This window comes from Mucilaginibacter sp. P4_D1 (genome assembly GCF_056401935.1).
Window position 1 is genome coordinate 57,237 of record NZ_JBFUIJ010000022.1, and the last position, 26,453, is coordinate 83,689.

A 26,453-nucleotide genomic window follows, 5' to 3' on the forward strand; every position below is an offset into this window, starting at 1 on the left:
AAAGCATTAAAAATCCTGCAAATTAGAGGATGCTAACATCATCGAAAAGCACATTCCGCAGCTTGGCTTGTTTACTGGCCTGGCGTGGAGAATCTGCTAAAATTGACCACCTCAGGAGTTTATAGTGTTAACCTTTCAACAACAAATGGCTGTTTCCAGCTAAAAAACGACAGCCAGGTATTATTCATTGAAAAATGAAGTGAAGGAGGTTCCGATAGGCGCAAGCTACAAAAACGCAATTTTCAACTGGTCCAGATTTGTTTTAAACAGGACAGGGAAGAACTTAAAAAATGCCCTCAGTTGCACAACTGAGGGCCGTAAAATCAAATTCCTTTGGCATAACACAGGTTCCTGGCATCGTGATACGGCGTGTTGGCAAGGAATTAAATTAATTGTTGCCTGCCGCGCCGCTTACTCCGCGCAAAGCATCCCGAAGTAGATTGATCCATTTTGCTGCCTTGATCATAGCTGCCGCTATTTATGATTGCTATTGAAACAATCCCTGAAAATTTTCCATCCGCTTTTTGTCAGTTTCCACAATTTTAAATACTTGCCGTTATCAATAGGTTTGCCGCCCGTGCCAAATACCTGCCAGTTTCCTTCTTCAGTCAGGAACTCAGCGCTGTTTCCATATACCTTTATGGTTTGGAACTTGACACCTTTTACCTTACCTGCCTTGAAGGTATCATCAAAATCTTTTACCAGTGCTTTTTTACCGGCTATCGATGACATGTTCGGGGCGAACAAAGCTGCATCTTCCGTATATAAATCGACAATAGATTTGTCGGCCCTGGCAAAAAGCTCAAAATAAAGCTTGTTGTTTTTTTCAATAGATTTCCGGGCCGAAACAGTGGCGGGGTTGCCGGATGCCTGGGCGGCGCAATAATTACAGCCAATAGTATAAGTTAACCCTATTACTGCTGCTAACATGTGTTTTGTTTTCATGGATCTTGGTTAATTAATTGAATAATTACCAAAGCTATCCTGATAGAAGGAGGGTAAATTGTAAAAATCGGAACACTTTAATTTGGAAGGGCGGCGGACAGATCGGTAGAACTTTCAGGAGAAAACCTCGAAGGTACCGAGCCGGTGAAAAACTTAAAGTCTTTTATAAAATGAGATTGATCGAAATACCCGCATTCGTGTGCAATTGTAGTCAGCGGGATGTCTTTTTCAACCACCATATGAAGGCTTTTTTGAAACCGGGCTATCTTACTGAAAAGATGAGGACTAAGGCCGGAATACTTCAAAAATACCTGTTGAAGATAACGTGATGAAACGCCATACCGCGAGGCGATAGCACTGATGTTTTCAAAAAAATCATCCTTTGTTAATTCGCGCATTATACTATTTACCAGCGCTGCCTTGTCGAGTTTTCTTTCCAAAAGCGAAAGCCTGAACAGTAAAAACTCTTCTACCAATTCAATACGCCGGTCCAGTCGGGCGGTTTCCATCAATTTTGAATGCAGGAGAAGCGCGGCCTTGCCGCCAATTTCCGCAAAATCAATGAGCTGGTTATTAAATTCTGCTATGCTCTCCTCAAAAAAGAATGCAGCGGTATGGGGAAAAAACCTGATGCCTAACATTTCATGCCTGCCGCCGGTAGCAAAAGTAAAAGGCTGAATGGTTTGCCCCCACAACTGGATCCCGGGTTGTTTGAGCAGCCCGCCGGCCCTGATTTGCTGAAAGCCAGATGTTCCTAAATTGAACATGATTTCCACATGCCCGCTTGCAAACACTTTGTCCTGTGTGAATATAGTGGTATCAGATCCGCACACAAAATAACACTGTATGTAATTCTTTAAAATGCCTTGAGGACGAAATTCTGAATACTGCATTGGTCGTTGATCACTTTCTTAACCTAAGTTACATTTACATAGTGATATTAGCGCTGTGCGCAGTCAAAGAAGGTAATTAAAATTAATAAAAAGCGGCGGTCCTCCTGCCATTTTTAGACGAGAGTGCAAAAAAATAAAAATTACAAGCACCTGGCAGACGCTATTCAGATATCTAAAAAAATCAGCGCTAACTGTATATGGGCCCGAGGGCGTGCTCATGATTGCTATAGCGGTGGCCGCTATGCCTTTTCCCGGAACGGCAGGGCATACGTGCATAATCCGGGATCTTTGACCATCCCATTCCGTGTTCCGGGTTCATTCGTTTGCGTATGAAGATTCAATAAACGCCAGTGAATGTAAAATTATTAGCATGGTCAAAGTATTTAAGAACGATTGGTTTGCTATTCCGGAACGAGCTGGTCAAGGGCTCCGGGATGTCCAAATACTGCACTTTCTCGAATTTTTGGCAATGTTTATTTGCCGGCAGTGTTATCAAAAGGCATCAGTCAGGGAAACTTTATGAGTAATTCTTTTAAAAAGACAGCCGATAACGCTAAGGAAACTCCTAAAAATGGGAAGATACAAAAAACAGATCAACACTTAATACGGTAGTCTGCCCGCGCTGCGGCGCAGCCCGGCCGGCAAACACCAACGTTAGCACCTGCGATAGTTTCTGAATTTCCGGTTAACCTTAAGACTCAGGTGTTTTATTAGTGTGTAAAGCACAATTATTTTTTAGTTTTCGGCTTGCGATTTAAAAATATGCTTATATTGCCCCTGTTATAACCTAAGTAGGAGTACCATAATAGCTTTACTGGATATTGTTGCCCTTTATTAATTGTAAACTTAACGGTTATATTTTACGTATGGCAGTTTAGCTGTATCGGAGTGTGTTGGTAATTATCGTAAAGATGAAAAAGTTTTGTGACCTTACGGATGTAGAATTGATCGAACTTTTCGAAAAGGATAGTATCAGCGCGTTTGAAGAGATCTACAACCGTTATTGGCTTAAACTTTATGCTGCTGCTTATAAACGCCTCAAAGAAAGGGAAACAGCCAAAGAGATTGTGCAGGATTTTTTTACCGGCCTTTGGATCAACCGGAAGCAGGTTAAAATAGTTACATCGCTTCAGGGGTATTTATTTACTTCTATCAGGTACCTGGTACTTAACTATAAAAGGGCCGAGGCTGTGCGCAATTCATACAGTGAAATTTTGCTGATGGTTAACAACAGCTTCGATAATTCCACTGAAGAAAATTACTACTACAAAGAACTGCTTGAACGTGTTGAGGTCGAGGTTACCCATTTACCACCCAAATGCCGCAATGTATTTGAATTAAGCCGCAATCAGTATAAAACTAATAAAGAAATAGCCCTGCTTCTGGGTATTTCTGAAAAAACGGTAGAGAACCACCTGACCAAAGCCCTGCGGTTTTTAAAGGTACATCTTAATATCCTGGTGTTGTTTTTTTTATTGCGGTAACCATTTTTCTCTCCTGATAAAGAGTACATGCGTACTTGTATCAATAATTTTTTTGAAAATATTTTAAACAGGAGTAGGGGATGCGCCTTAGTCAGGTTACATCTTATTATATAACCAATATTAACTCTTGTCCAAAACAAGTCCCTAATGAAAAAGAAATTACCTGCCGAGCTATTGGAAAAATTTTTTGCAGGCAACTGTGATGAGCACGAAAAGGATATGATCCTTGCCTGGTATGAGTCGTTTGAACTTGACCGGGACGATGTTACCGAGCTTTYGGCCCGTGAACAGGAACTTTTTAAAATGCTGATGTGGCAAAACATCAACAATAACATCAACGAGGTAGAAGGCGACGGGATAGTTTCAATTAATAGAAACAGAACAAACCGGGTAAAGACCATTTTATACTGGCTATCGGGCGTTGCCGCTGTTTTGATCGCGGTGTTTTTTATCAAACTAAAACCACAGCAAGTAAATAATACTTTGCAGGTTACAAATACGCAGCAGGTTTTTAGCAATACTACTAAGGCTATCAAAGACATTATTTTATCAGATGGCAGCCGGGTTTGGGTAAGCCCAGGTTCGGCCTTAACTTATACCAAAACATTTGAAAAACACAGCCGCAGGGTTTCATTAACCGGCGAAGCGTTTTTTGAAGTAACTAAAGATCATTCACGTCCGTTTTCTATTTCAACTGGTAATGTAATTACCAAAGTATGGGGTACAAGTTTTAGGATCCGCGCTTACGCGGCCGATAAAACCACCCGGGTGGATGTGGTTACCGGTAAGGTTTCTGTAACTGTAGCCGGGCAGCTAACTAAGCCGGGTGTAAATAATACGCTTGCTGCCGGCGATGGCGTTATGCTGTTGCCCAACCAGGAAGCTGTTTATGATAAAGTGGCTGACGATCTTAAAAAGAATATGGAGATCAAGGATGCCTCATTGGGCATGTGGAAAAAAGCAAGCCTTTCGTTTAACAACACACCAATAAGTGAAGTATTTAAAGCGCTAAATAAAAGCTTTAATGTAAACATCAGCTCCCGGGACGAGAGCATTAAGACCGATTTTTTGAAAGCCGATTTTACCAACGAAAACCTGCCTGCCATTATGGAAATCCTTAAAAAAACCCTGAATGCAACCTACAGCGTAAATGGTAACAGTTTTATAATGGAAAGCAATAAACAATAACCAATTATACAGTTCAATAACCAATAAAACCTAAAGCAGCCCATATGGAAAAAAGAATTATTACTTAAAACCAACCGCAATTTCCTGAAAAAAGAATAGGAGTGCTGGAGACACCCCTATAATTTTTAAACCCCCGGTGTACAACGCCTAAAAAGGTGAACCGGGAATCCTATGTCTCAATTTTTTCAAAAAGAAACACTTAAATGTATGAAGATTTATTTACAAAACCACTTTGACTGGTGTAAAATTATGAGGATCACTTTTAGTCAAATTATAATCATCCTTGTGTTTACTGGTATTTCATTTGCAAACGCCAGCAAAGGACAGGGCCTGCTTGATAAGCGGGTTGATTATAATATTCAAAATACAAGCCTTACCAACGCTATACAACAACTGGAAAAAGTAACCAGTCTGAAGTTTGTATACCGTAAAAACCTTGTAGAAAACGAGCTTGGCCTTTCAATAGATGCCAAACAAGAAAAGCTGGGTGCTATACTTAGCAAGCTGTTAACGCCCAGGGGGATTACATTTGATATCATTGGCGATCAGATAGTTTTGGCAAAGGCCACAGCCGTTGCAAAACAACCTGATGTGGTAAATACCGATGAGGCCGAAAATACGCCACTGGCAGTTGCCAAAACCATAACGGGTAAAGTAACCGATGATCATGACCAGCCTTTACCCGGCGTTACCGTAACTATAAAAGGAACCAGTATGGGCACCCAAACCGATGTAACCGGGAAATACACCCTGAACATTCCCGATGCCGAAACCGAAAAAGCCATCCTTACTTTTTCTTTTATCGGCTTTAGTTCGCAGGAGATACCTGCCGGCGGCCGTACCGTGATCAATGTACGCATGGTGGCATCGCCAAATTCGCTTAATGAGGTTATTGTTATTGGTTACGGTAGCCAGCGTAAAGGTGATGTTACCAGCTCGGTAGCTACAGTTAAAGCCGAAAACTTTGTAAAAGGCCCGGTTTTGGATGCCGGTCAGCTATTACAGGGCAAGGTGGCCGGTCTTTCGGTATCAGCACCAAGCGGAGATCCTACATCCGGCTCGGTGATCCTGTTAAGGGGTAATACCACTTTATTGGGTGCCAACTCCGATCCTTTGGTATTGGTTGATGGTGTGCCCGGCAGTTTAAAAACCGTTGTACCCGAAGATATTGAAACCATTGATGTATTGAAAGATGGATCGGCTGCGGCTATTTACGGCGTACGTGGTACCAATGGGGTTATCATCATCACTACCAAACGCGCAAGCAGCAATTTTACCAATGCGGTTGATTATAGCGGCTACGTGAGTACTCAAACCCTTGCCCGTGAACCCAAATTATTCACCGCGGCCGATTACCGTGCTCAGATTGCGGCCGGTACCCGGGATAAATCATATGATTTGGGCAGCTCGACAGATTGGCTTAAAGCGATATCCAACAGCCTGCCGGTAACTACCGTACATACGCTCACTTTAAGAGGCGGCAATAGTAAAACCAATTATTTGGCTTCGGTTAATTACCGGTCATTGAACGGTATTTTCCTGAAATCAAATAACCGTACTTTCTCTGGCCGGGTTGATATCAATCATTACATGTTTAATGATAAATTGAAGATCAATTTTGGTTTATTGCAACAGGACAACGCCTTTACCCAAACCCAGGATGGCGGTACATTTAATGGTTATACCTATCGCCAGGCTATTTTGCAAAACCCAACAGCACCTGTTAAAAATGCCGATGGTACTTACTTTGAGCAGCCAAGCATTTTTAATTATCAGAACCCGGTATCGATGATTTATAATAGCGATGGTAAAACCTCAAACACAACATCAAAATATAACTCAACCATCACCCTTACGCCGTTTGATGGCCTTAAGTTATCGGCATTAGGTTCATACACACGCTTTAACCAAACCGCGGGCTATTCAGAAAATAAGGAAAACATCTCCAACATTCGTGACCACCTGAATGGTTATGCCGCGGTGGGTTCTTTACAGTCGATAGATCGGCTGTTAGAGTTAACTGCCGAGTATAAAAAAACAATTGGCGATCATAACTTTTCGGTTTTAGGCGGCTATAGCTACCAGGACAATGATACGTTTTCGTTTTTTGAGCAAAACCATGATTTTCCAACCGATATATTCAGCTATAACAACATTGGTTTAGGCCGCGCCGCCGCAAACGGCTTGGGTGTTGAAAGCAGCACAAGATCAGAAACTAACCTCATCAGCTTTTTTGGCCGTGCTACCTATAATTATAAAGATAGGTACCTGTTGTTGGCCAGTGTACGCCGCGAGGCCGCCAGCCAGCTTTATGGTGCAAAAGAACCTTGGGGTACCTTTCCGGCTGTACAGGTAGGATGGCGGATCACCAAAGAGTCATTTATGCAGGGGCAGCAAATTTTTGATGATTTGAAGTTACGTGCAGGTTACGGTGTTACCGGTAACCAGCCGGCACAAGGCTTTTTAGGTGTAGGTTTGTTAGGCTATGGCAACTATGTGTTATCAAACGGGCAATGGGTACAAACGCTTGGTCCGTCGCAAAATCCAAACCCAAACCTGCGTTGGGAAGAAAAACATGAAGCCGATTTGGGGCTGGATTATAGTTTGCTTAAAGGGATGATCACCGGCTCTGTTGATCTGTACAACCGTAAGATAAAAGGTTTATTATATGATTATGCGGTACCGAGTCCGCCAAATTTATATCCATCTACCAGGGCAAACGTAGGCACCATGCAAAATAAAGGGATCGAGGTTTTATTAAACATCACCCCAATACGTAAGGCAGATTTTCAATGGACAACCAGCTTTAACTTTTCAACCAATACCAATAAACTCATCAGCTTATCAAACGAAACCTATAAGACAACCAGTAACTACTTTACAACAGGTGGCACCGGCGAGCCCATTCAAACCTTTACCAATATTGTTACTGTTGGTAAAAACATAGGCGATTTTTATGGCTTTAAAGTTACCGGTGTATCGCCAGACGGGCAGTGGATATATGAAGACCAAAATGGTAAATCAGTAGCCTATAAAGATTTTACCCACTCGTTTGAAGATAAGAGGGTACTGGGTAATGGCCTGCCGAAATACTATGCAGGGTGGAATAATAACATCCGTTATAAAAATTGGGATTTTAGCATAACTATGCGCGGCGCTTTCGGCTATCAGATCCTCAACTTTCAGCGCATGTATTATGAAAATACTTCTATTCAATATTATAACCGGTTAAAATCGGCCAATGATAAAGTGTTTGGTACCGCGGTGCTTAATAAAACCATGCCGCTGGAGTTTAACAGTTATTATATTGAAAATGGCGATTTCTGGAAAATTGATAACATCAACCTGGGTTATACCTTCAATAGTTTAAAATCAAAATATATCCACGCGCCACGCATTTATGTATCTACGCTTAACACATTTGTAATAACCGGCTACAAAGGGATTGATCCTGAGGTGAGCCGCAGCGGATTAGACCCCGGTAATGATAACCGTGACAAGTATCCAACCACCAGGACATTTACATTGGGCTTAAGCGCAAACTTTTAATCATTAACATCATGAAAAAGATACATTATATATTAAGCAGCGCGGTAGTTTTAACTGCTGTTGCTATTACATTTTCCTGCACCAAATTAAAAGATAAGGATTACTCCACGATTGTAGCGAGCAACTTTACGCCGGGTACCGAAGATCTGGCCTCATTACTTGGCGCAGGGTATACCTATTGGCGCCCGTTGGAGCTTGGACGTAGTGCCAACTCCGTTTTCAGAACAAACGAAATCTCGGCCGATGAGCTGGTAATTCCCGAACGCCCTAATGGCTGGGTAGATGGTGGCATTTATCGGCGGGTACATGAACATAAATGGACATCTGATGAGGATAACTGCTACCAGATATGGAACAATGCCTACGCCGGTATCACTACCTGTAACCGGGTTATTTACCAGATTGAAAATGGCCTTATCCCTATTACAACGGGTAAAGACGCCGCCCTGGCCGAACTGAAGGTTTTGCGTGCATCATTCTACTATCCGCTTTGCGATTTTTTTGGCAGCGTGCCCATCATCACCAAATTTGATTTACCGGCAGGGTTTTTACCAACGCAGAGCAGCAGGCAGGAAGTTTATAATTTTATCGTATCAGAAATTACCACCAATTTACCCTTGTTAAGCAAGGCAAACGATCAAACAACCTATGGTAAGTTTAACCAATGGGCCGCACATGCATTGTTGGCTAAAGTGTACCTTAATGCGGGTGTATATACGGGTACTGCTGCGTGGGATAAATGTATCACCGAGTGCAATGCCATTATCAACTCAGGCGTTGGTTTTGGTTTGGAAGCAAGCCAGAGCTCGGTTTTTGCCACCGAAAATCAAAACTCAAAAGAGATCATTTTCGCAATCCCTTTTGATGAAAAGTTTACTGCCGATGGTGCTAACGCTTTTGCTTTACATATGGAAAGCCTCGAGCCCGAAAACCAGGCTACCTATAACTTCCAATACTCGCCATGGGGCGGCATTTGTGCTATACCGCAATTTATCAACACGTTTGATCCTGATGATAGCAGGTTAAAAAGCAACTGGATTCAAGGGCAGCAATACACTTTGGCCGGCGTGCCTATCAACGGCTCACTGGGGGCTTATACCGGTAAACCGCTTAATTACATTAACGTGGTGCCCGGTGTCGACTCAACCGAGGAGGTGCACGGTTTCAGGCTTGGTAAGTTTGAGTACAAGCAAGGTGCTTTGCTGGGCTTAAGCAATGATTTTCCGTTGTTCCGTTATGCTGATGTGTTAATGATGAAAGCAGAAAGCATGCTCAGATCTGGCGATGCCAACGGCGCAGCCCTGTTAGTTACCCAGGTTAGGCAGCGTAATTTTACAGCCAACCCTGCAAAAGCTACTGTTACCGGTTCCGATTTGCAAAAAGGCAGTACGTATGATTATGGTTTAAGAAATCACATTAATACCACGCACGAAGGTGGTACCGATATTCAATACGGCAGGTTTTTAGACGAGCTGGCCTGGGAGTTTAATACTGAAGGCCGCCGCAGGCAGGATTTGATTCGTTTTGGGGTTTATACTAAAAAGTCATGGCTGTCGCACTCGCCAAACGGCGATTACCGCGCTTTGCTGCCATTACCACGGCAGGAAGTTGTTAAAAATACCAACCTTAAACAAAATACCGGTTATTAATAAATTACCAAGGGCACAGGATGTAGCTTATATCCTGTGCCTTTCATATGAAGTTTATTAGTTTATTCAAAAAATACTGATAGTTAATTAAATAGCTTTAAGCTTTTTGCATTCCGCTTTTAGCTTTTATAACGCAAACAAAATGAAGAGAATACTAATTGTTTTATCGTTTTATTGTGGGGTTGCATACGCGCAAAACAAAGATTATCCTATAAAACCGGTATCATTTACCAATGTAAAGCTCGATGATCATTTTTGGTCGCCACGGATTGAAACTAACCGCACGGTTACCATACCGGCATCATTTGCCCGTTGCGAAAACACCGGCCGGGTAAAAAACTTTGAAATGGCGGCTGCCAGGACCGGTAAGTTTTGTACTAAGTTCCCTTTTGATGATACAGACATTTACAAAACCATTGAAGGCGCATCTTATTCCATGGCCGTTCATCCCGATCCCAGGCTGGACGCTTATGTCGATTCGCTGATCACTATAGTGGGTAAAGCCCAGGAACCCGATGGTTATTTATATACTGCCCGCACTATCGACCCATTGCACCCGCACCCGTGGTCGGGCCCGGAACGTTGGGTTAAAGAGAACGAATTGAGCCATGAGCTGTACAATTCGGGCCATATGTTTGAGGCCGCCGCCGCACACTACCTGGCCACTAATAAACGCAATTTTTTGGATATCGCTTTGCGTAATGCCGATTTGTTAGTTAAAACCTTCGGCCCGGGTAAAAGACATGTAGCGCCGGGGCACGAAATTGTAGAAATGGGCCTGGTGCGCCTGTACCGCATTACGGGGAAAAAAGAATACCTAACCCTGGCTAAGTTTTTTATTGACGAACGCGGTCATCGCGCCTATGATAAAACCAGTACTGATGAATGGAAAAACGGGATGTACTGGCAGGATAACCAACCGGTTATTGATCAGGACGATGCCGAGGGCCATGCCGTGCGGGCCATGTACCTGTACTCGGGCATGGCGGATGTGGCTGCCTTAACGGGCGATAAGGAATACCTTACCGCTATTGATAAGATATGGAATAACATGGTGAGCAAGAAAATTTATGTTCAGGGCGGAATTGGGGCCGTACCGGGCGGTGAGCGTTTTGGGGCAGATTATGAACTGCCCAACGCCACTGCTTACAACGAAACCTGTGCCGCCATTGGCGATGTATACTGGAACCAACGCATGTTCCTGCTGCATGGCGAGGCTAAATACATCGATGTACTGGAAAAGGTGTTATACAATGGTCTTATATCGGGTGTTGGCCTGGATGGGCAATCGTTTTTTTATACCAATGCCATGCAGGTAACCAATGGCTTCACGCATCCGGCTTTAGAGGCTGGCCGGTCTGGTTGGTTTGAATGTTCCTGCTGCCCAACCAATATGGCGCGTTTCCTGCCATCGCTATCGGGTTACATTTATGCCCAAAAAGATAAAGATGTGTTTATTAACCTGTTTATAGCAGGCACTGCCGCTCTTAAGGTTGAGGGGAAAAAGGTAAACATAGTACAACGTAACAATTACCCGTGGAATGGTGCGCTTGCATTTGATGTATCGCCAGAGGCACCTGCTGCCTTTGCCTTGCGTGTAAGGTTACCAGGCTGGGCGAGGGCCGAGGCAATTCCATCCGATCTGTATTCGTTTCAGAATAAAGCCGTCGCCCGCATCGGCATAAAACTAAATGGCAAACCATTGAGCTATAAAATTGAAAATGGTTATGCTGTAATAAACAGAAAATGGAAAAAAGGCGACAATATTCAACTGGATTTGCCTATGCAGGTAAAAAAGGTTGTTGCCAATAAAGCCCTTGCCGAGGATCATGGCAAAACAGCTTTACAGCGTGGCCCTATTATGTATTGTGCCGAATGGCCCGATAATAAAGCCGATGTAAGCACCATTGTGATTCCTGCAAACGCAACCTTTACACCAGTAGCCGAAGCAGGCTTATTAAACGGTATAACTGTTTTAAAAGGAGAGGTATTGAGTAAAGGCATTAACAGCGCGGCTGCAAAAAAGGTGGAACTTACCGCCATCCCTTATTACTCATGGGCCAACCGCGGCAAAGGCGAGATGACAGTTTGGTTTCCCGAGGCAAATAACAGCAAATAATATTGATGAAGAACGAGAAGCTCTCCGGCAAAAAATTAAGATGGTTTAGGGCTGTTGCTTTTTGCTTGCCCCTGGTTATTCTATTTTTTGCCGAGCTTTTTTTGCGCCTGTTCAATTACGGGCACAATACCAACCTGTTTATCCGCTACCCCGATAATCCCGATTATTGGGTTATTAATCAATATGCATCTGAGCGATATTTTACCGATACGGCAAATGCTACCAAAGGCAGTATTGAACCCTTCAAAGTAGTAAAAGCTAAAAATACATTCAGGGTTTTTGTATTGGGCGAATCGACTACCGCCGGTTATCCTTACCTGCATAATGGGTCGTTTCACCGCTGGCTGCAATATCGCCTTATGCATACTTATCGGGGCTTACAGTTTGAGGTTATTAACGTTTCGCTCACGGCGGTAAACTCTTACACCGTGCTTGATTTTGGCAAGCAGGTAGTAAAGTACCAGCCCGACGCGGTGTTGATATACACCGGCCATAATGAATATTACGGGGCTTTGGGAATAGGGTCAACCAGTCATATTGCCAATAACCGCCTGCTGGTAAAAACAGTGCTTGCGCTAAAAGAACTGCGTTTGGTACAGCTGATCAATAACACGACGCACAGTTTTAAGCCGGCATCTGCGGATGTTGATCAGCGTAATAACCTGATGGAGCGTATGGCCCGGCAACAGGAGATAGGCTACCAGTCTGACGCGTACAACGCCGGGATTGATCAGTTTAAAAGCAACATGGATGAGTTGTGCAATTTTATGCAGCAGCAAAAGGTGCCCGTTTTTTTGAGCACGCTGGTGAGTAATCAAAAAGATCTGAAACCATTTATTAGCGGATTGGGTAAAACAGAAGCCTCGGCCGATAATCAGTTTGCGCTGGCAAGGGCATCTTATCAGGCCGGAAATTATGTAGCCGCCAAACAACAGTATATTAAAGCAAAAGAGCTCGATCAGTTACGTTTCAGGGCACCCGAGGCCATGAACCAGGCCATTGTCGGCCTTGCTAAAAAATACAGTAATGTTCATTTGGTTAACACGCTTGAGGTTTTTGAACAACATTCGCCCCACCGCATTTTAGGCAGCGAAACTTTGCTGGAACATGTGCACCCCAATTTATATGGTTATGCCTTGCTTTCTGAAGCTTTTTATCAGTCGATCAAAGATTCGAACCTGATCAAAGTTCATGCAGCAAAGGACATGAGCCTTGCTGAACTTATTGACAAAATGCCGGTGACCAAGGTCGACTCGCTTTATGGCGCTTATACCATAATGATGCTGCAAGTCGGCTGGCCATTCAATAAGCCTATTCCAGCGGGGTTTAAACGCGGCAGCAGTATAGAGGAACAGCTTGCGGGGGCAGTATCAGTAAATCRCATAAGCTGGCTTGATGCCATGAACCAGCTTTTTAAGTACAGCATGCAGGCCAACGATAAAAAAACGGCGCTTAAGGCGGTTGAAGCCGTGATGCTTGAAAAACCTCAAAATGCCACTTACCCGGTTTATGCTGGTCGTTTAAGTTTTGAATTGGGCAATACTGCTAATTCGGTTTACTATTTTAAAAAAGCCTATGAATTGGAGCCATCGTTTACCAATATTCAAAATATTTACCTGGTATATTTAAAAAGCGATTTGCCCGTCAATGCCCTCCCGTATATTGACATGGCTTTACAGCAAAACCCGGCATACGCGGGGTTGCGTAGTATGCGGGCCATGGTTTTAGATATCATCAGGCTAAAGAAGACAACATTGCAATCCGTGGATAAGATAGCCAATGGCAGGATAGCAGCAAATTATCACGCCATTGGTGCCGATGAAGCCGCTTTAAAATATAACTGATGGAACAAAAAGTGCTAAATCGAAAATTTGGGTTGATAATAGGTGCTGCTTGCCTCTTTATCTCAATATATCAGCAGCTTGTGCGTCATCATTTTTCTTTGACGCTTACTGTTGTGGGGGCATCGCTCGTGCTTACCGCGTTAACAGTACCATTGATATTAAATCCCATAAGGATATTGTGGGGAAAAATCGGCGATGTTTTGGGGATGATCAATACGGCCATTATTTTATTCCTGGTGTTCTTTTTAGTGATAAGCCCGATTGGCCTTATCATGCGGTTACTGGGCAAGCAAGGTCTTGACCTGAAAACAAAACCAGGTGGCTCGTATTGGAAACCCACAAAACCGGCACCAAGCAGCACCCTGGAGCAGCAATTTTAAATAGATGTTATGGAAATTATAGGTGAGTTTTTGATGTTCCTATGGTCGCGGAAACGACTGTGGCTTTGGCCTTTATTTATTTTTCTGTTTATCCTAAGCCTGTTTTTGTTTCTGGCCCAGGGATCGGTATTGGCGCCTTTTATCTATAGTGTTTTTTAAGCCGGGTATGTACACGCTTGGAATCTCGGCATATTTTCATGATAGCGCGGCCTGCCTGTTAAACGATGATCACATTGTAGCCGCGGTACAGGAGGAACGTTTTAGCCGCAAAAAGAATGATGAAAGCTTCCCGCTGAATTCTATCCTTTACTGCCTTAGGGAAGCCAAAATCACGCTCAGCCAGGTAGATCATGTTGTTTTTTATGAAAAGCCATTCCTGAAATTCGAAAGGCTAATAGAAACCTACCTGGCTTTTGCCCCGGCAGGGTTTCTTTCATTTATGCAAGCCATGCCCTTGTGGCTAAAGGATAAGCTGTTTTTAAAGAAAAACCTCATTAAACAGTTAAAAAGCATTGATGGCAACTGGAACCCTAAAGCTAATAAACTGCTTTTTACTACACATCACCAGTCGCACGCGGCCTCGGCCTTTTATCCATCGCCGTTTACCAAAGCCGTAATACTAACAGCTGATGGCGTAGGGGAGTGGCCAACCACTTCGGTAGCCATTGGTACCAATAACCGGATAGAACAGGTAAAAGAAATCAGTTTTCCCCACTCCATAGGTTTACTTTATTCGGCCTTTACCTATTACCTGGGCTTCAAAGTAAATTGTGATGAATACAAAGTAATGGGCCTTGCACCCTATGGTGAACCTGTATATATCAACCAAATCTTTAAACATCTGATAGATTTGAAAGATGACGGTTCCTTTCGCCTTAATATGCGCTACTTTAACTACTGCACAGGTCTCACCATGACCTCGTCCAACTTTCACCAACTATTTGGCCGTTTGCCAAGGACAGCCGGGGAAGAGCTCAGCCAGTTCCACATGGATATGGCATGCTCTATCCAGGCAGTAACCGAAAAGGTCATGCTTACCCTAACATCGACATTACACCGGGAATACCAAATTGACGATTTGTGCATGGCCGGCGGTGTGGCGCTAAATTGCGTGGCGAACGGGAAAATATTGAAACAGTCGGGCTTTAAACGGATTTGGGTCCAACCTGCCGCGGGGGATGCCGGTGGGGCATTGGGAGCGGCGTACGCGGTGTATTACGGGTACTCGCAGGATGCGCGAAAGGATACCGGGGGAAATGATAAAATGCAGAATTCGCTGTTAGGACCGTCTTTTTCTAACCATGAAATCAGGAAATGTTTGATAGAAAATGAAATCAACTTTGAAGAGCTGTCTACAGAAAAACTCAATAAAAAAGTAGCCGCCTGCCTGGCCGATGGAAAAGTAGTAGGCTACTTTAGGGGGCGTATGGAATTTGGTCCGCGTGCCCTGGGTGCCCGAAGCATTCTGGCCGACCCGCGTAATGCAGATATGCAAAATGTTTTAAATCAAAAGATTAAATTCAGAGAATCTTTCCGTCCCTTTGCACCTGCCGTGTTAGAAGAATACGCCGCAGAATATTTTGAGTTGACGGGTACCAGTCCGTATATGTCGTTGGTAACCAATATTAAACAAGAGTTTTGGCTATCCGGGAATGAAGACGAACACACATTTAAGGGCTTTGATAAACTAAAAATCAAGAGATCCGTTATCCCGGCTGTAACGCATATTGATTACACTTCCCGCTTGCAAACCGTTAATTCGCAGGAAAATACAGAGTTTTATACTCTGCTTCGGGCTTTTTACATGCTAACCGGTTGCCCATGCCTTGTTAATACCTCCTTCAATCGTATGGACGAACCTATAGTAAATACCCCCCGGCAAGCCCTGGCATGTTTTATACAAACAGGTATGGACATTTTAGTATTGGAAGATTTTTTGCTGCAAAAATGAGTGGTTTGCTGGTATGACAAGATAGGTTTTAAATATTTAATGCATTAGGTCATGCCTCCCTATTTGACGCTGGAGTGCAGTTTGCGGCCATATCCGATGCGCTTTAAAGAGTGCCGCACGTTAAATTGCGGCACCTTTGATTTTTTTCTGTTATATACTGTGTTTTCGACCAGGATCACCGTCCGGTTCTAATAGGATGTCAGGGAGGAAATAGTACGGGTAGCGGTTGAGCACAACCAGATCCTCCGGCTGTACGATACCTTAGGAGAATGGGGGGCAACTGTATGTTTTACAACTGTAAGGATCGTAAATCTGGCCACCGTCCCGGGTGTCGTCATGATAAGTAAAATCGTTGAGTATAATCAGATCTTTGAGATTACGGGACCTCGATCTTTCATCTTTGTTTTTAATGTCTTTCCCGGAGGTCGTTCCATTCGGTTCGTACATCGTTTTTCCCCAGATCAGTTTGCTAAAATACTTTCCTCCTGATTTATAGACATCAATTTTACCCGTCTTATCGTCGCTCAGCCATACGCCTAAGATCTTATCGGCTTCTGGAATTTGTGCAAAAGCTTTTACCACTGTAAAAAGGCATAGCAATAATATTATTCTTATTTTTTCATCATTATGAGAGTTTAAGATATTGCGTTAACAAGCAACAACTTTATTTAATTTTAACAACGACTTTTCCTTTGGCACGTCCGCTTTCAACATAAGTCATCGCTTCTTTGATCGATTCAAAAGGGAAAACTTTGTCTACAACAGGTATGATGTTGCCATAATTAATAAGGGAGGTAATTTCCCTCAACTGAGACCCGCTTGCCTTCATAAACAGAAAGGAAAAGTATACTTTAAGCCGTTTGGCTTTCTTCCTGACTCCCGAGCTCAGCAAGCGCATAATTAGTTTCACGAACCAGGGGGCTCCGATCTCTTCTGCAAAATCCGGATCAGGCGGACCGGAGATCGAGATAAGTTTTCCGCCGGGTTTTAACACACGTAGCGACTTTTCGAGCGTGTTTCCATCCTGGCTATTCAAAACCAGGTCGTAATCATGTAGCACTTTCTCAAAGTCATCTTTCTTATAGTCAATGACAACATCTGCACCGAGGCTTTTTACTAACTCGATGTTGGCGGAACTTGTAGTTGTAGCCACGGTAGCGCCCAGGTACTTCGCCAGTTGGATGGCAAATGTGCCTACACCACCAGAGCCTGCCTGTATGAATACTTTCTGCCCTTTCTTCAGGTTCCCCTTTTCAATTAATGCCTGCCAGGCGGTCAGGCCCACCAGTGGGATGGACGCGGCTTCCTCCATGCCCAGCCTTTTCGGCTTAAGCGCTAAATCAGTTTCTTTAATTGCAATAAAATCCGCAAAGGTTCCAATCCGGTGATCTGCCGGCCGTGCATAAACCTCGTCGCCAACTTTAAATTGGCGCACACGGGCCCCAACTTTGGTTACAACGCCCGCCACATCATGACCTAAAACAAACGGTGTTTTATACGGCAAAATGAGTTTGAACTCCCCGTTGCTGATTTTGGAATCCAGGAGGTTGATACCGGCAGCGTGTACTTCCACCAATACTTCATCTGCCTGTGGTACAGGTACGGGCATTTGCCCGATGTGCCCGCCGTCCTTGCTTTTATATTTGTCTATAATGAAAGCTTTCATTTTTCTACGGTTATAATGGTTTTACGAGGCTATTACTTTGTAACTTTTCTTAGGATTAGCCAAATTAAAAGTCAGTTTCGGAAAAAGCCGGTTCAGTATATACACTACCTTGGTATCGCCTATACGGATAGTAAGCTGATTCTTTTGAAGGCCTGCAATAAAAGCTTTCACCATATCTGCCGTGGTCATTTTTTTGCCGTTCATATCAGTTGTCATTTCTGTGGCAACAAGCGGCGGTAAAAGTTCAAAAACCTTTACGCTGCTGTTCAAAATTTGCAGGTGCTTTCTCAGTGCTTTGGTGTAAAACTGCAAGGCTACTTTGGATGCGGCGTAGGTGGCTTCCAGCAATGACGGAACATAACTCAGTAATGAAGTGGTGTTGATGATCGCGCTTTCTTTTCTTGATTTAAGCATGTCGATAAACAAATTGTTAAGCCGGATCACGCCCAGGTAATTGACGTTCATTTCATACGCGGCATCCTCAATATGCTGATCGTTTGCTGTACCGAGGTTGATCGGGTCAGTTAACACCCCTGCGTTATTATATAAAATGTCTATACCGCCCAATTGCTGTACCTGGTTAAAAAGCTCTTGCGCATCACCCGCGTCTGATACATCACTTCTGATAGCCGTAATAGCTGGATACAGTTTCTTTGCTTCATCTAATTTCCCCTGGTTTCTGCCGGTGATGATTACACTGGCGCCATTGGCTAAAAATTGTTTTGCTGCTTCCAGTCCGATACCTGATGCACCACCTGTGATCAATACCGTTTTCCCTTTTAATTGCATGATTTTTATTTCTATTATTAATTCTATTTTGAAGCGTCAATCGATTTCAGAATGGATTTCTCGAAAAACTTATAGGCGAAATGTTGAAGCAGGAGTACGATTGATGATCCTTTTCCGACGGGGTAACCAAACGTTGGATTTTTTTCCTTCACTGCCTGCAATAAAGTAGCGATAACCGGCGCAGGATCGGGTGCCTTATCAAATGCCGTTTTGGTATAGGCGATGACCTTCTGCCGGAACTGATCATAGTCTGCGATCGTTCCTTTTGCTACAGTTGCACTTTCGCCGATATTGGTTTTGAAACTGATCGGCTCAACCATTACCACCTTGATGTTAAACTGGTTCAATTCAAACCGAAGTGCCTTAAAATAGCCTTCGAGGGCATGTTTGGAAGCCGAATAGTAGGAAGTATTTGGAAGACTCACTAAACCCAGCAGGGAACCAAGCGTAATTATTTTTCCATGTTTTTGCCTCCTGAAATAGGGCAGCAACTCGTTAGTTATTTTGATCGTTCCCCAAAAGTTGGTCTCAAACTGTTGCTTGCCTAACTCAATAGGGGTTTCCTCGGCAAGTCCGTTTACTAAGAAACCTGCGTTGTTGATCAGCACATCTAAAGTTTTGATCTGATTGAACAGTTGCTCGCCAAAAGATGCTATGGAATGGTCATCATTCAGATCCAATGGCAGTAGCTTAAATGGTAATTTTGCCTGGTGTTTTTCCGGATCGCGGCTTGTGCCGATTACCTGGTAGCCATTTTCGTGGAGCTTGCTGGCGACAAGCAGCCCGATGCCCGATGAGGCGCCTGTAACTAATACCGTTTGTTTCATTTTCCTATTTTTTATTGTTTCATAAACTATTGTTGCTCGGTCATGACCGGATAATCGGTGTAACCTTTTTCTCCCGGCGTGTAGAAAGTCGACGGATCGGCCTGGCTGAGCGGCGCGTCTGCTTTAAAGCGCTCAACAAGATCAGGGTTGGCAATAAAGGGAACCCCGAATGATACGAGGTCGGCATCACCATCGTTCAATACCTGGCCGGCTGTTGCCTTGTTAAATCCGCGGTTAATGATAATAGTGCCATCATAAAGCGGACGGTAACGTTTGGCAACTTCCTCAATAGCCCAGGGATTGCCCGAAACATCGGTAAAAGGCTCGGTCAGGTGCAGGTAAGCCAGGTCATATTCATTCAATTTGGCAACGATGTAATCGTGCACAGCCACAGTTTCCTCGTCGAGCATCATACCCTGGATACCGTGAAGAGCAGGGTTTAATCTTACGCCTACTTTCCTGATGTCGATTACCGTATACAGTTCATCCAGGATGTCGAATAATATGCGCGCACGGTTCTTGATGGAGCCGCCGTACTGATCCTGGCGTTTATTGGAATAAAGATTGAAAAACTGGTGCAGCAGGTAGCCATTGGCTGCATGCAGTTCAACACCGTCGAAACCCGCTTCCACCGCGTTTGCGGCAGCCTGTTTAAAATCATTAATGGTCTTTTTGATTTGCCCCATTGTCATCTCCCTGGCATCTACCGTGTCTTTAAAACCTTCAGTGGTGAATGCCTGGGCCAGCGGATTTAACGCTGATGGCGCCAGCGGAAGTTCGCCGTCAAGCAGGTCAGGGTGCGATAATCGTCCCACATGCCATAATTGGGCGAAAATTTTCCCGCCTTGCTGATGCACCGCATCTGTAACCAGTTTCCAGCCTTCAACCTGCGCCGTCGTATAGATTCCAGGCACATTAAGGTACCCTATAGCGTCACGGCTGACGTAGGTTCCTTCGGTAATGATCAGACCGGCCGAAGCACGTTGCTGATAATAGAGTGCCGTCAGTTCTGTAGCCACATTACCCGGATTAGCCGAACGGCTGCGGGTCATCGGTGCCATTACCATGCGGTTGCTCAATGCAAGGCCATTTAAATTATATGGCTCGAAGATAATTTGATCATTCATTGTTTTAATTTTAAATAATATCAGGAAGCAGGTTTGCAACCCTGGTTTATCGTTGTTTAATTGTTGTTTTATACTTTTTAGTATATTTTATTTCATTTTAATTGTATGTGTTTTTTACTGAATGATGTCTGCGGGGTATGGTTGAAGACCCAATTTCGAAGACACTTCCCGTCTTTACAAAAAAGACTTTTTAGTATATTTTATATCAAAAAAATTATATCGCATAACTTTCTAACTCCGCTTTCAGGCTCCTGAGCAAACCGGCCATCGGCTTTGCCGTATTCATCGCCCTGCACATCACAACAGCTCCTTCAACAGCAGACACTGCTTTGAACGCATAGACAGCCGGATCAAGCTGGTCAGAAAATTCACCTCCGGCAATGCCTTGATTTAAAATACTGACAAACAACTCCTGCCCATGCCGGATGACTCCGGCTATTTTTTCTTTAATAGCCGGAAAGTTATCATCGGATTCCACCGCAATATTAAATACAGGACATCCGCCTTTAAGGTAAGTATTCAAAGGGTCTTTATAAAAATCGAGAAAAGCAAATACTTTAGCCTTCGCTGTTTTACCCTTGCTGATAGTTAGTAACATTTTTTCGCCGTTAGTATTTAACATGTGGTCAACAACCTGCAGGGCAAGGTCTTCCTTGCCTTCAAAATGACCGTAAAGGCATCCTTTAGTCAATTTTGTGGCAGCAAGCACGTCGTCTATATTAGCGCCGGATATCCCTTTCTGATTAAAGATAGGGGCTGCTGCTTCCAGGATGAATTGCTTTGTTCTTTCGGCTTTGGTAAGCATATTAGTAAGTTTTACGATACAAAAATATACTAAAAAGTTTAATAAAAAATACTTTTTAGTATATTATATGCTTTGTGATATGAGGATGACAATCATGGTGGTCCTGAAGATTAACTGGAGTCGCGCTTTCTTAATATGCTGCTCAACAAGATGTTATAAAGAGGTTCGCTTGCTTTTATTTATTATAATTGGCGAGGAGACGACGCCCGTCATTGGTACTTATTCCGTTTATAAATAACTGGAGCGCTTCAAATAGGTCAGCCGGGTTTCTTACAGTATTATTAAACAGGTAAAAGTCTGCTACCGATATATAAATACCTGCTGTGGCCCGCACATCCAGACCTGTCCGGTACAATCCCATTGCAATGCCATCTGACAAATTTGATTCAATAACCATCTTCAGATGATTGATTTTAAATTCATGGAACGCTTTCATGGCCCTCGGGTACCTTTTTAACATCATGTCGTTAAAAAGGTACCGTACGGCGATCAAATGTTTAAAAACACTTTGTTGAAGAACTAACTCCTGTACCGGGTCATCTGCGGTATCGATATTTGAAGTGATGATGCTTTTAAATTGACCGATCAGCTGGTCAACAACAGCTTCGACAAGGATTCCTTTATTGGCAAAATATTGGTAAATGGTTTTCTTCGACATGCCGGCTGTTTTCGCCAGTTCATCCATTGTTACACTGATGATACCATGATTGATAAAAAGCTGGATTGCAATATCAATCAGGCGTTTTCTTTTATCTTCCATTCCGGTTGCTTTAGTTGTTGACTGCTAACGCTTCAAGGATGTTTTTTTTAAAGCCGGCCTTAGGGCTGACTTTCGGTTTTCGCAGTAACAAAATTATATACCGCCGACCTTACATAAAAATCAGCAAATGCAGTGGCAACCGTGCTTGAAGCCTGCTGATAAGCAGTCTGGGCATCCAGTACCTCAGAAATGGTGGCCAAACCGGCTTTGTAATTATCCTGGTTAACTTTCAGATTTTCGGTAGCCTGTTCCAGGTTGTCTTTGGCATAGCTGATCTGTGTAAGCTGGTCCTGCATATCATACCAATAGCGTATAATGCCCACTCTCAGCTGGTTTTGCCGGTCGCGGAAATCGTTTTGAGCTATTTGCTCATTGATTCTTTGCTTCTGCATCTTTTGCTTGCCCCGGCCCCATAAACCGCTTGAGATAGGAATACTCAGGGTAACAAAGCTGGCCGGTGCAAAATTGCTCCCGATCCCGCTGTTGATCGATCCCGTCTGTGACGCACTTAAACCGACTGCCAGGCTCGGCAGGTTGTCGGCACCGGCTAACCGGGTCTGTAGCTTTTCACCGGATATACGTTTGCTTAATAACTGATAATTGGCATTACGGTGCAGGTTGGTATCAGGCTGCAAGGTGGGTAATACCGGGGTGCTGTTTTTATTAAGGGTGTCCTGCATCACCATAAGTGAATCAAAGGCAATACCGGTATACATAGAAAAATCTAACAGGGCCACCCGGCGGCCGTTCTGTAGCTTGCTTTTATTAACCAGCAACTGGCTAAGCTGAACTTTTACTTTCAGCAGATCGTTGCGGGCTATCAATCCGGATGCCAGCATATCTTTCTGCATTTTTAGCACCGTGTTAAGCAATGCCTCATTGACCAGTATGGTTTTCTGCTGTTCCTGTATGTTTACCAGGTTCCAGTATTTCTGCTCGGTAAGTAGTATCACAGAATCTGCTGATTGTTTTTTATTGATCTGGCTAACCTGTAGCTGCAATGCGGCTAACTGGTTACCCGTTTTAATTTTGCCGCCAGCATACAAGGTCTCCGTACCGGTCACGCCAAACAGGTAAAAATTATTGATGCCTTTTTCTAATAATGGCGGCGCGGCCGATACGAAATCTTTAAACCCGAATAAACCCACCCCGGTTGCACTAACCGAAGGGAGATAATCTGACTTGGCTGTAGCTACATCGGTTTTTGCAGAGCTTATCCTCAGCTCACCATTTTTTAAAGCGTAACTATAGGCTATGGCAGCCTGCTTACTTTGCTGCAGAGATATGATATGCTGCTGGGCCCCGGCCTGCAGACATATAAAAGTGAATATTGATAATAGGAATGTTTTCATGATAATAGACTTATGCAGTTACAGGTTCCGTTGTTTTGCTTTTCGGAAGCTTTTGATCCTCCTTGCGGAAGAACAGCCAGTATAGCGTTGGTAGCACGAATAGGGTCAGCAACATGGATAACAGTAACCCGAAACAGATCACAGTACCCAACGGCCCCCATAAGGATGACCTGCTGATAACCATCGGGATCACGCCTACAGCCGCTGCCGAGGAGGTTAAAAAGATCGGCCGCATCCTGCGTTCGGCAGAAAGTTTTGCAGCTTCAAAAACAGATTTACCCTCATGTAATCGTAGTTCTTCGGCAAAATCTATCAGGATAATCCCGTTACGAACCACAATTCCGCAGAGCGCAAGTAAGCCGAGGAACGACGTAAAGCCAAAGGGATAGCCCATGATAAACAAGCCAAAAGATGCGCCCAATAAGCTTAATGGCATAGTGGTAATACTCAAGAGGGCATGTTTAAGGTGTTTAAAGTGCCACAATAAAATCAGGAATATAAATATGATACTTACACCAAGCGCGGTACCCATCGGGCCCTGGTTTTCTCCCTGTAACTCCAGTTCGCCACCGTAACGCAATTCCACTCCTGCGGGAAGTTTTATTTTTTCGATGGCCGGCTGCAGGTTCAGCAATACGGCATTGGCAACAGCTTCCTGGGTTACGTCCATACGTACCGTCAGCGTACGCACACTGTTTCTGCGGGCAATCTGGCCATCATTCCACTCCGGGTTTATGTCTGCTACCTGCCTTAGGGGTATCAATGTTTTGGTTTGCGGGGACACGATGTTCAGATCACGCAAGGTCGAAAGGTCACTCCTGGAAGCTTTAGGCGATTTGATCTTTACATCTACAGCGTAATTGTTTTCCCAAACTTGTGTGGCCGTAATGCCTTCTGAATGCAGGGCTACCGCATTGGCGATATCGCTCTTGCTTAATCCAAGCCGTGCAGCTTCCGCTGTTTTTACATCTATTTTAAGGGTTGGCTGTATCTCGTTATAATCTGTCCGGGCCCAGGTAACCTGTTTGTGCGTTTTACCAATGGCTAACACCTGGTTGGCTACCTGTTTTAAGGCTGGAATATCATTTCCGCTGATCCTTACCTCGATAGGTGCCAGCGCGTTGATCATGTTTAATTGTTTCATCCGCACATAAGCAGCCGGAAACAGGTTACTGTATTTATGCTGATAGTCAACAATCACCTCTGCGGTTGCGTCTTCAGATACTGTTTTGATCAGGATCTGCGCATAATTTTTTGACGGAAGATTTGGCGCATATACGGAGTGGAAACGCGGTGAACTGCTGCCGATAAAACTGGTATAATTAAGGATACGTTTATCCTGCTTTAATATCTTTTCCATTCCCTTCACCACGCTGTCCGTTTGCGAAAGCCTGTAGCCCGATGGCAGATAGATCTCCATTGCAAATTGGTTTCGTTCTACTTTAGGAAACAACTGTCGCGGCAATACACCCATAATCCCTATGCCGATCACTACCGACAGTACCGCAAAAAACACGGTTAGCTTGTAGTGTTTCATAGAATTGCCGATATGGCTATTAAAGAAATCCTGTAATCGGTCCAGGAATGATCTTTTTTCATCTGCCTTATTATGCAGCAAGCCTTTTTTGATGAACAGCGTATTGAAAAACGGCACCACCATCATGGAGATGATCAGCGACAGTGTCAAAGCGATCATGATGGTTACCGGGAACAGGCGGATAAAATCTTTTGCCGTACCGGTCATAAAAAATGCCAGCGGTACAAAAGTCGCCGATATGGCCAGCGTAGCAGTAAATACTGATGGAAACAATTCCTTGGCGCTGCTAATAGCGGCATCCCAAACAGACATGCCGTGGTCCAGCTTTTCTACGTGGTTATCAATTACCACAATAGGGTCGTCAACTACAATCCCCAGCACTACGATCAACGCGGCAAGCGTAACGGTATCCAATTCTATACCGGCCATATACATAATACCCAGCGTTGCTGCTATGGTAATGGGTATAGTTGCAGCAGCAACCGCGGCAACCCTAAAAGGTAACAATAGCAAGGCAACGCATACCACGCCAATAAGCGCAAAAGCAAACTCTTTCATAAAGTGGCTGATCGAATCATCCACCACTTCCGGCTGATCGGCCAGTTTTACCAGTTGAATATCGGGTGGCAGGTGCTGCTTTACTTTTTCGATATGCTCTTCCAGTTCTTTACCAAACTGCACAATGTTTTTACCGGTGATCATTTCCAGCGATATCACGATGGATTTGGTGCCGTTGGAAGTTACATAGCTGTCCGGCTCGTCATACTCACGTTTCAGGGTAGCTACATCACGAAGACGCACCGAATTGCCGCCAGGGTACTGCCTGATGATCTGCCCGGCAAGTTCGGCCTCGGTTTTATAGTAGGTGCTTAAATGAATGGGCTCATCTACCACCTTTCCTTCTACTTTACCGGTGGCATTAATTGCGCCTTCATTTTGCAGTACCTGCATCACATTATTAACAGATACCCCTTTTTGCAGCAGTTTATTATTATCTACATAAATGGTGATCTGCTCATTCAGGTTGCCGGTATGGGATATCTTGGCAACATCCTGTGCCTGMCTAAGTTCTGCCTCTATATCTTCTACATTACGCAGCAGTTCTTTATAGGGCCTTGTCTTTGATTCTACGGACAAAAGCATGGCAGACGTATTGCCGAAATCACTATCGATATAGAATCCTTTAACTTCTTTAGGGAGCTGGCTTTGCAATATTAGCATCCCGTTTTTTATCTTGTTCCAAAACGCTTTGGTTTGGATGGCATTTTGGTTATCCGCTACCTCCACAAAGATGTACATCACGCCATCCCGCGAAAAAGAGTAAGTTTTTTTCTTGTTAACCTCGTTGTTGCTAAAAAGGTATTCTTCTACTTTTTTTGTCAGCTGCTCTTCTACCTGTTTGGATGACGCGCCCGGGTATTGCCCCACAATAAGACCCTGCCTAATGGTGAAATCCGGAAATTCGTTTCGTGGCATATTGAAAAGCCCGGATAAACCAAGCAGTACGAGTATGGCCGAAAGCGCAAGCGGGAATACATGGTACTCCATTGCCCATTCAATTAAATTTGAGTTCTTTTTCATGATATGG

20 protein-coding genes are annotated in these 26,453 nt (G+C 43.9%); 9 read left to right on the forward strand and 11 right to left on the reverse strand.

All coding sequences use genetic code 11. The features are described 5' to 3' along the window. Positions 1-474 precede the first annotated feature (474 nt). Together AC1DV1_RS18510 and AC1DV1_RS18515 are read right to left on the reverse strand one after the other, a co-directional pair. The gene (locus tag AC1DV1_RS18510) at positions 475-945 is read right to left on the reverse strand and encodes a YybH family protein (RefSeq protein ID WP_477361890.1); all 471 of its coding nucleotides are present in this window, start codon (positions 943-945) and stop codon (positions 475-477) included. Positions 946-1,022: 77 nt separating this feature from the next. After that, on the reverse strand, positions 1,023-1,838 hold the full coding sequence (locus tag AC1DV1_RS18515) for a DUF6597 domain-containing transcriptional factor (protein WP_477361892.1): 816 nt from the start codon (positions 1,836-1,838) through the stop codon (positions 1,023-1,025). 911 nt (positions 1,839-2,749) lie between these two features. On the opposite strand from AC1DV1_RS18515, the gene AC1DV1_RS18520 reads away from it, so the two are divergent. The 9 genes from AC1DV1_RS18520 (at position 2,750) to AC1DV1_RS18560 (ending at position 16,002) form a co-directional block, all read left to right on the forward strand. Further along, complete coding sequence (locus AC1DV1_RS18520; protein WP_477361894.1) at positions 2,750-3,322, forward strand: RNA polymerase sigma-70 factor; 573 nt, start codon at positions 2,750-2,752, stop codon at positions 3,320-3,322. A 147-nt stretch (positions 3,323-3,469) separates the two neighbouring features. Then, positions 3,470-4,510 carry a FecR family protein gene (locus AC1DV1_RS18525; RefSeq protein ID WP_477361896.1) on the forward strand — a complete coding sequence of 347 codons (1,041 nt, stop codon included), beginning with the start codon at positions 3,470-3,472 and terminating at the stop codon, positions 4,508-4,510. 207 nt (positions 4,511-4,717) lie between these two features. Next, the gene (locus AC1DV1_RS18530) at positions 4,718-8,059 is read left to right on the forward strand and encodes a SusC/RagA family TonB-linked outer membrane protein (protein WP_477361898.1); all 3,342 of its coding nucleotides are present in this window, start codon (positions 4,718-4,720) and stop codon (positions 8,057-8,059) included. Between the two features lie 11 nt (positions 8,060-8,070). Next, entirely contained in the window at positions 8,071-9,708 is a 1,638-nt protein-coding gene (locus tag AC1DV1_RS18535) for a RagB/SusD family nutrient uptake outer membrane protein (protein WP_477361900.1), read from the forward strand. A 142-nt stretch (positions 9,709-9,850) separates the two neighbouring features. Next, positions 9,851-11,827, forward strand: a complete 1,977-nt coding sequence (locus tag AC1DV1_RS18540; protein WP_477361902.1) for a glycoside hydrolase family 127 protein — start codon at positions 9,851-9,853, stop codon at positions 11,825-11,827. Between the two features lie 5 nt (positions 11,828-11,832). After that, positions 11,833-13,671, forward strand: coding sequence for an SGNH/GDSL hydrolase family protein (locus tag AC1DV1_RS18545; RefSeq protein ID WP_477361904.1), 1,839 nt, complete (start codon positions 11,833-11,835; stop codon positions 13,669-13,671). Further along, complete coding sequence (locus tag AC1DV1_RS18550; RefSeq protein WP_477361906.1) at positions 13,671-14,051, forward strand: SxtJ family membrane protein; 381 nt, start codon at positions 13,671-13,673, stop codon at positions 14,049-14,051. Before AC1DV1_RS18545 ends, AC1DV1_RS18550 begins: the two co-directional genes overlap by 1 nt. A gap of 9 nt (positions 14,052-14,060) precedes the next feature. Then, the gene (locus AC1DV1_RS18555; protein WP_477361908.1) at positions 14,061-14,210 is read left to right on the forward strand and encodes a DUF5989 family protein; all 150 of its coding nucleotides are present in this window, start codon (positions 14,061-14,063) and stop codon (positions 14,208-14,210) included. Between the two features lie 7 nt (positions 14,211-14,217). Beyond that, positions 14,218-16,002 (forward strand): carbamoyltransferase family protein, encoded by a 1,785-nt coding sequence (locus AC1DV1_RS18560; RefSeq protein ID WP_477361910.1) that lies wholly within the window; start codon positions 14,218-14,220, stop codon positions 16,000-16,002. A gap of 261 nt (positions 16,003-16,263) precedes the next feature. On the opposite strand, the gene AC1DV1_RS18565 is transcribed toward AC1DV1_RS18560, so the two are convergent. The 9 genes from AC1DV1_RS18565 to AC1DV1_RS18605 form a co-directional block, all read right to left on the reverse strand. Continuing rightward, entirely contained in the window at positions 16,264-16,602 is a 339-nt protein-coding gene (locus tag AC1DV1_RS18565; protein WP_477361912.1) for a DUF2147 domain-containing protein, read from the reverse strand. Positions 16,603-16,666: 64 nt separating this feature from the next. Beyond that, a complete protein-coding gene (locus tag AC1DV1_RS18570; protein WP_477361914.1) occupies positions 16,667-17,668 on the reverse strand; it encodes an NADP-dependent oxidoreductase in 1,002 nt (333 codons plus the stop codon). A 21-nt stretch (positions 17,669-17,689) separates the two neighbouring features. Next, complete coding sequence (locus tag AC1DV1_RS18575; protein ID WP_477361916.1) at positions 17,690-18,457, reverse strand: SDR family oxidoreductase; 768 nt, start codon at positions 18,455-18,457, stop codon at positions 17,690-17,692. A 23-nt stretch (positions 18,458-18,480) separates the two neighbouring features. Then, a complete protein-coding gene (locus tag AC1DV1_RS18580; protein WP_477361918.1) occupies positions 18,481-19,284 on the reverse strand; it encodes an SDR family NAD(P)-dependent oxidoreductase in 804 nt (267 codons plus the stop codon). A 26-nt stretch (positions 19,285-19,310) separates the two neighbouring features. After that, on the reverse strand, positions 19,311-20,411 hold the full coding sequence (locus AC1DV1_RS18585; protein WP_477361920.1) for an alkene reductase: 1,101 nt from the start codon (positions 20,409-20,411) through the stop codon (positions 19,311-19,313). Positions 20,412-20,625: 214 nt separating this feature from the next. Further along, positions 20,626-21,216, reverse strand: a complete 591-nt coding sequence (locus tag AC1DV1_RS18590; protein ID WP_477361922.1) for a TetR/AcrR family transcriptional regulator — start codon at positions 21,214-21,216, stop codon at positions 20,626-20,628. Positions 21,217-21,391: 175 nt separating this feature from the next. Continuing rightward, positions 21,392-21,976 (reverse strand): TetR/AcrR family transcriptional regulator, encoded by a 585-nt coding sequence (locus AC1DV1_RS18595; RefSeq protein WP_477361924.1) that lies wholly within the window; start codon positions 21,974-21,976, stop codon positions 21,392-21,394. A 59-nt stretch (positions 21,977-22,035) separates the two neighbouring features. Next, the gene (locus AC1DV1_RS18600) at positions 22,036-23,328 is read right to left on the reverse strand and encodes a TolC family protein (RefSeq protein WP_477361926.1); all 1,293 of its coding nucleotides are present in this window, start codon (positions 23,326-23,328) and stop codon (positions 22,036-22,038) included. 10 nt (positions 23,329-23,338) lie between these two features. After that, positions 23,339-26,446, reverse strand: a complete 3,108-nt coding sequence (locus tag AC1DV1_RS18605) for an efflux RND transporter permease subunit (RefSeq protein ID WP_477361928.1) — start codon at positions 26,444-26,446, stop codon at positions 23,339-23,341. Between the last annotated feature and the right edge of the window lie 7 nt (positions 26,447-26,453).

Excerpts from the sequence above, each read along its gene's own strand:
- AC1DV1_RS18510 (WP_477361890.1), bottom strand. The coding sequence starts at position 945 with ATGAAAACAAAACACATGTTAGCAGCAGTAATAGGGTTAACTTATACT.
- AC1DV1_RS18515 (WP_477361892.1), bottom strand. The coding sequence starts at position 1,838 with ATGCAGTATTCAGAATTTCGTCCTCAAGGCATTTTAAAGAATTACATA.
- AC1DV1_RS18520 (WP_477361894.1), top strand. The coding sequence starts at position 2,750 with ATGAAAAAGTTTTGTGACCTTACGGATGTAGAATTGATCGAACTTTTC.
- AC1DV1_RS18530 (WP_477361898.1), top strand. The coding sequence starts at position 4,718 with ATGAAGATTTATTTACAAAACCACTTTGACTGGTGTAAAATTATGAGG.
- AC1DV1_RS18535 (WP_477361900.1), top strand. The coding sequence starts at position 8,071 with ATGAAAAAGATACATTATATATTAAGCAGCGCGGTAGTTTTAACTGCT.
- AC1DV1_RS18540 (WP_477361902.1), top strand. The coding sequence starts at position 9,851 with ATGAAGAGAATACTAATTGTTTTATCGTTTTATTGTGGGGTTGCATAC.
- AC1DV1_RS18550 (WP_477361906.1), top strand. The coding sequence starts at position 13,671 with ATGGAACAAAAAGTGCTAAATCGAAAATTTGGGTTGATAATAGGTGCT.
- AC1DV1_RS18555 (WP_477361908.1), top strand. The coding sequence starts at position 14,061 with ATGGAAATTATAGGTGAGTTTTTGATGTTCCTATGGTCGCGGAAACGA.
- AC1DV1_RS18560 (WP_477361910.1), top strand. The coding sequence starts at position 14,218 with ATGTACACGCTTGGAATCTCGGCATATTTTCATGATAGCGCGGCCTGC.
- AC1DV1_RS18570 (WP_477361914.1), bottom strand. The coding sequence starts at position 17,668 with ATGAAAGCTTTCATTATAGACAAATATAAAAGCAAGGACGGCGGGCAC.
- AC1DV1_RS18575 (WP_477361916.1), bottom strand. The coding sequence starts at position 18,457 with ATGCAATTAAAAGGGAAAACGGTATTGATCACAGGTGGTGCATCAGGT.
- AC1DV1_RS18580 (WP_477361918.1), bottom strand. The coding sequence starts at position 19,284 with ATGAAACAAACGGTATTAGTTACAGGCGCCTCATCGGGCATCGGGCTG.
- AC1DV1_RS18585 (WP_477361920.1), bottom strand. The coding sequence starts at position 20,411 with ATGAATGATCAAATTATCTTCGAGCCATATAATTTAAATGGCCTTGCA.
- AC1DV1_RS18590 (WP_477361922.1), bottom strand. The coding sequence starts at position 21,216 with ATGCTTACCAAAGCCGAAAGAACAAAGCAATTCATCCTGGAAGCAGCA.
- AC1DV1_RS18595 (WP_477361924.1), bottom strand. The coding sequence starts at position 21,976 with ATGGAAGATAAAAGAAAACGCCTGATTGATATTGCAATCCAGCTTTTT.
- AC1DV1_RS18600 (WP_477361926.1), bottom strand. The coding sequence starts at position 23,328 with ATGAAAACATTCCTATTATCAATATTCACTTTTATATGTCTGCAGGCC.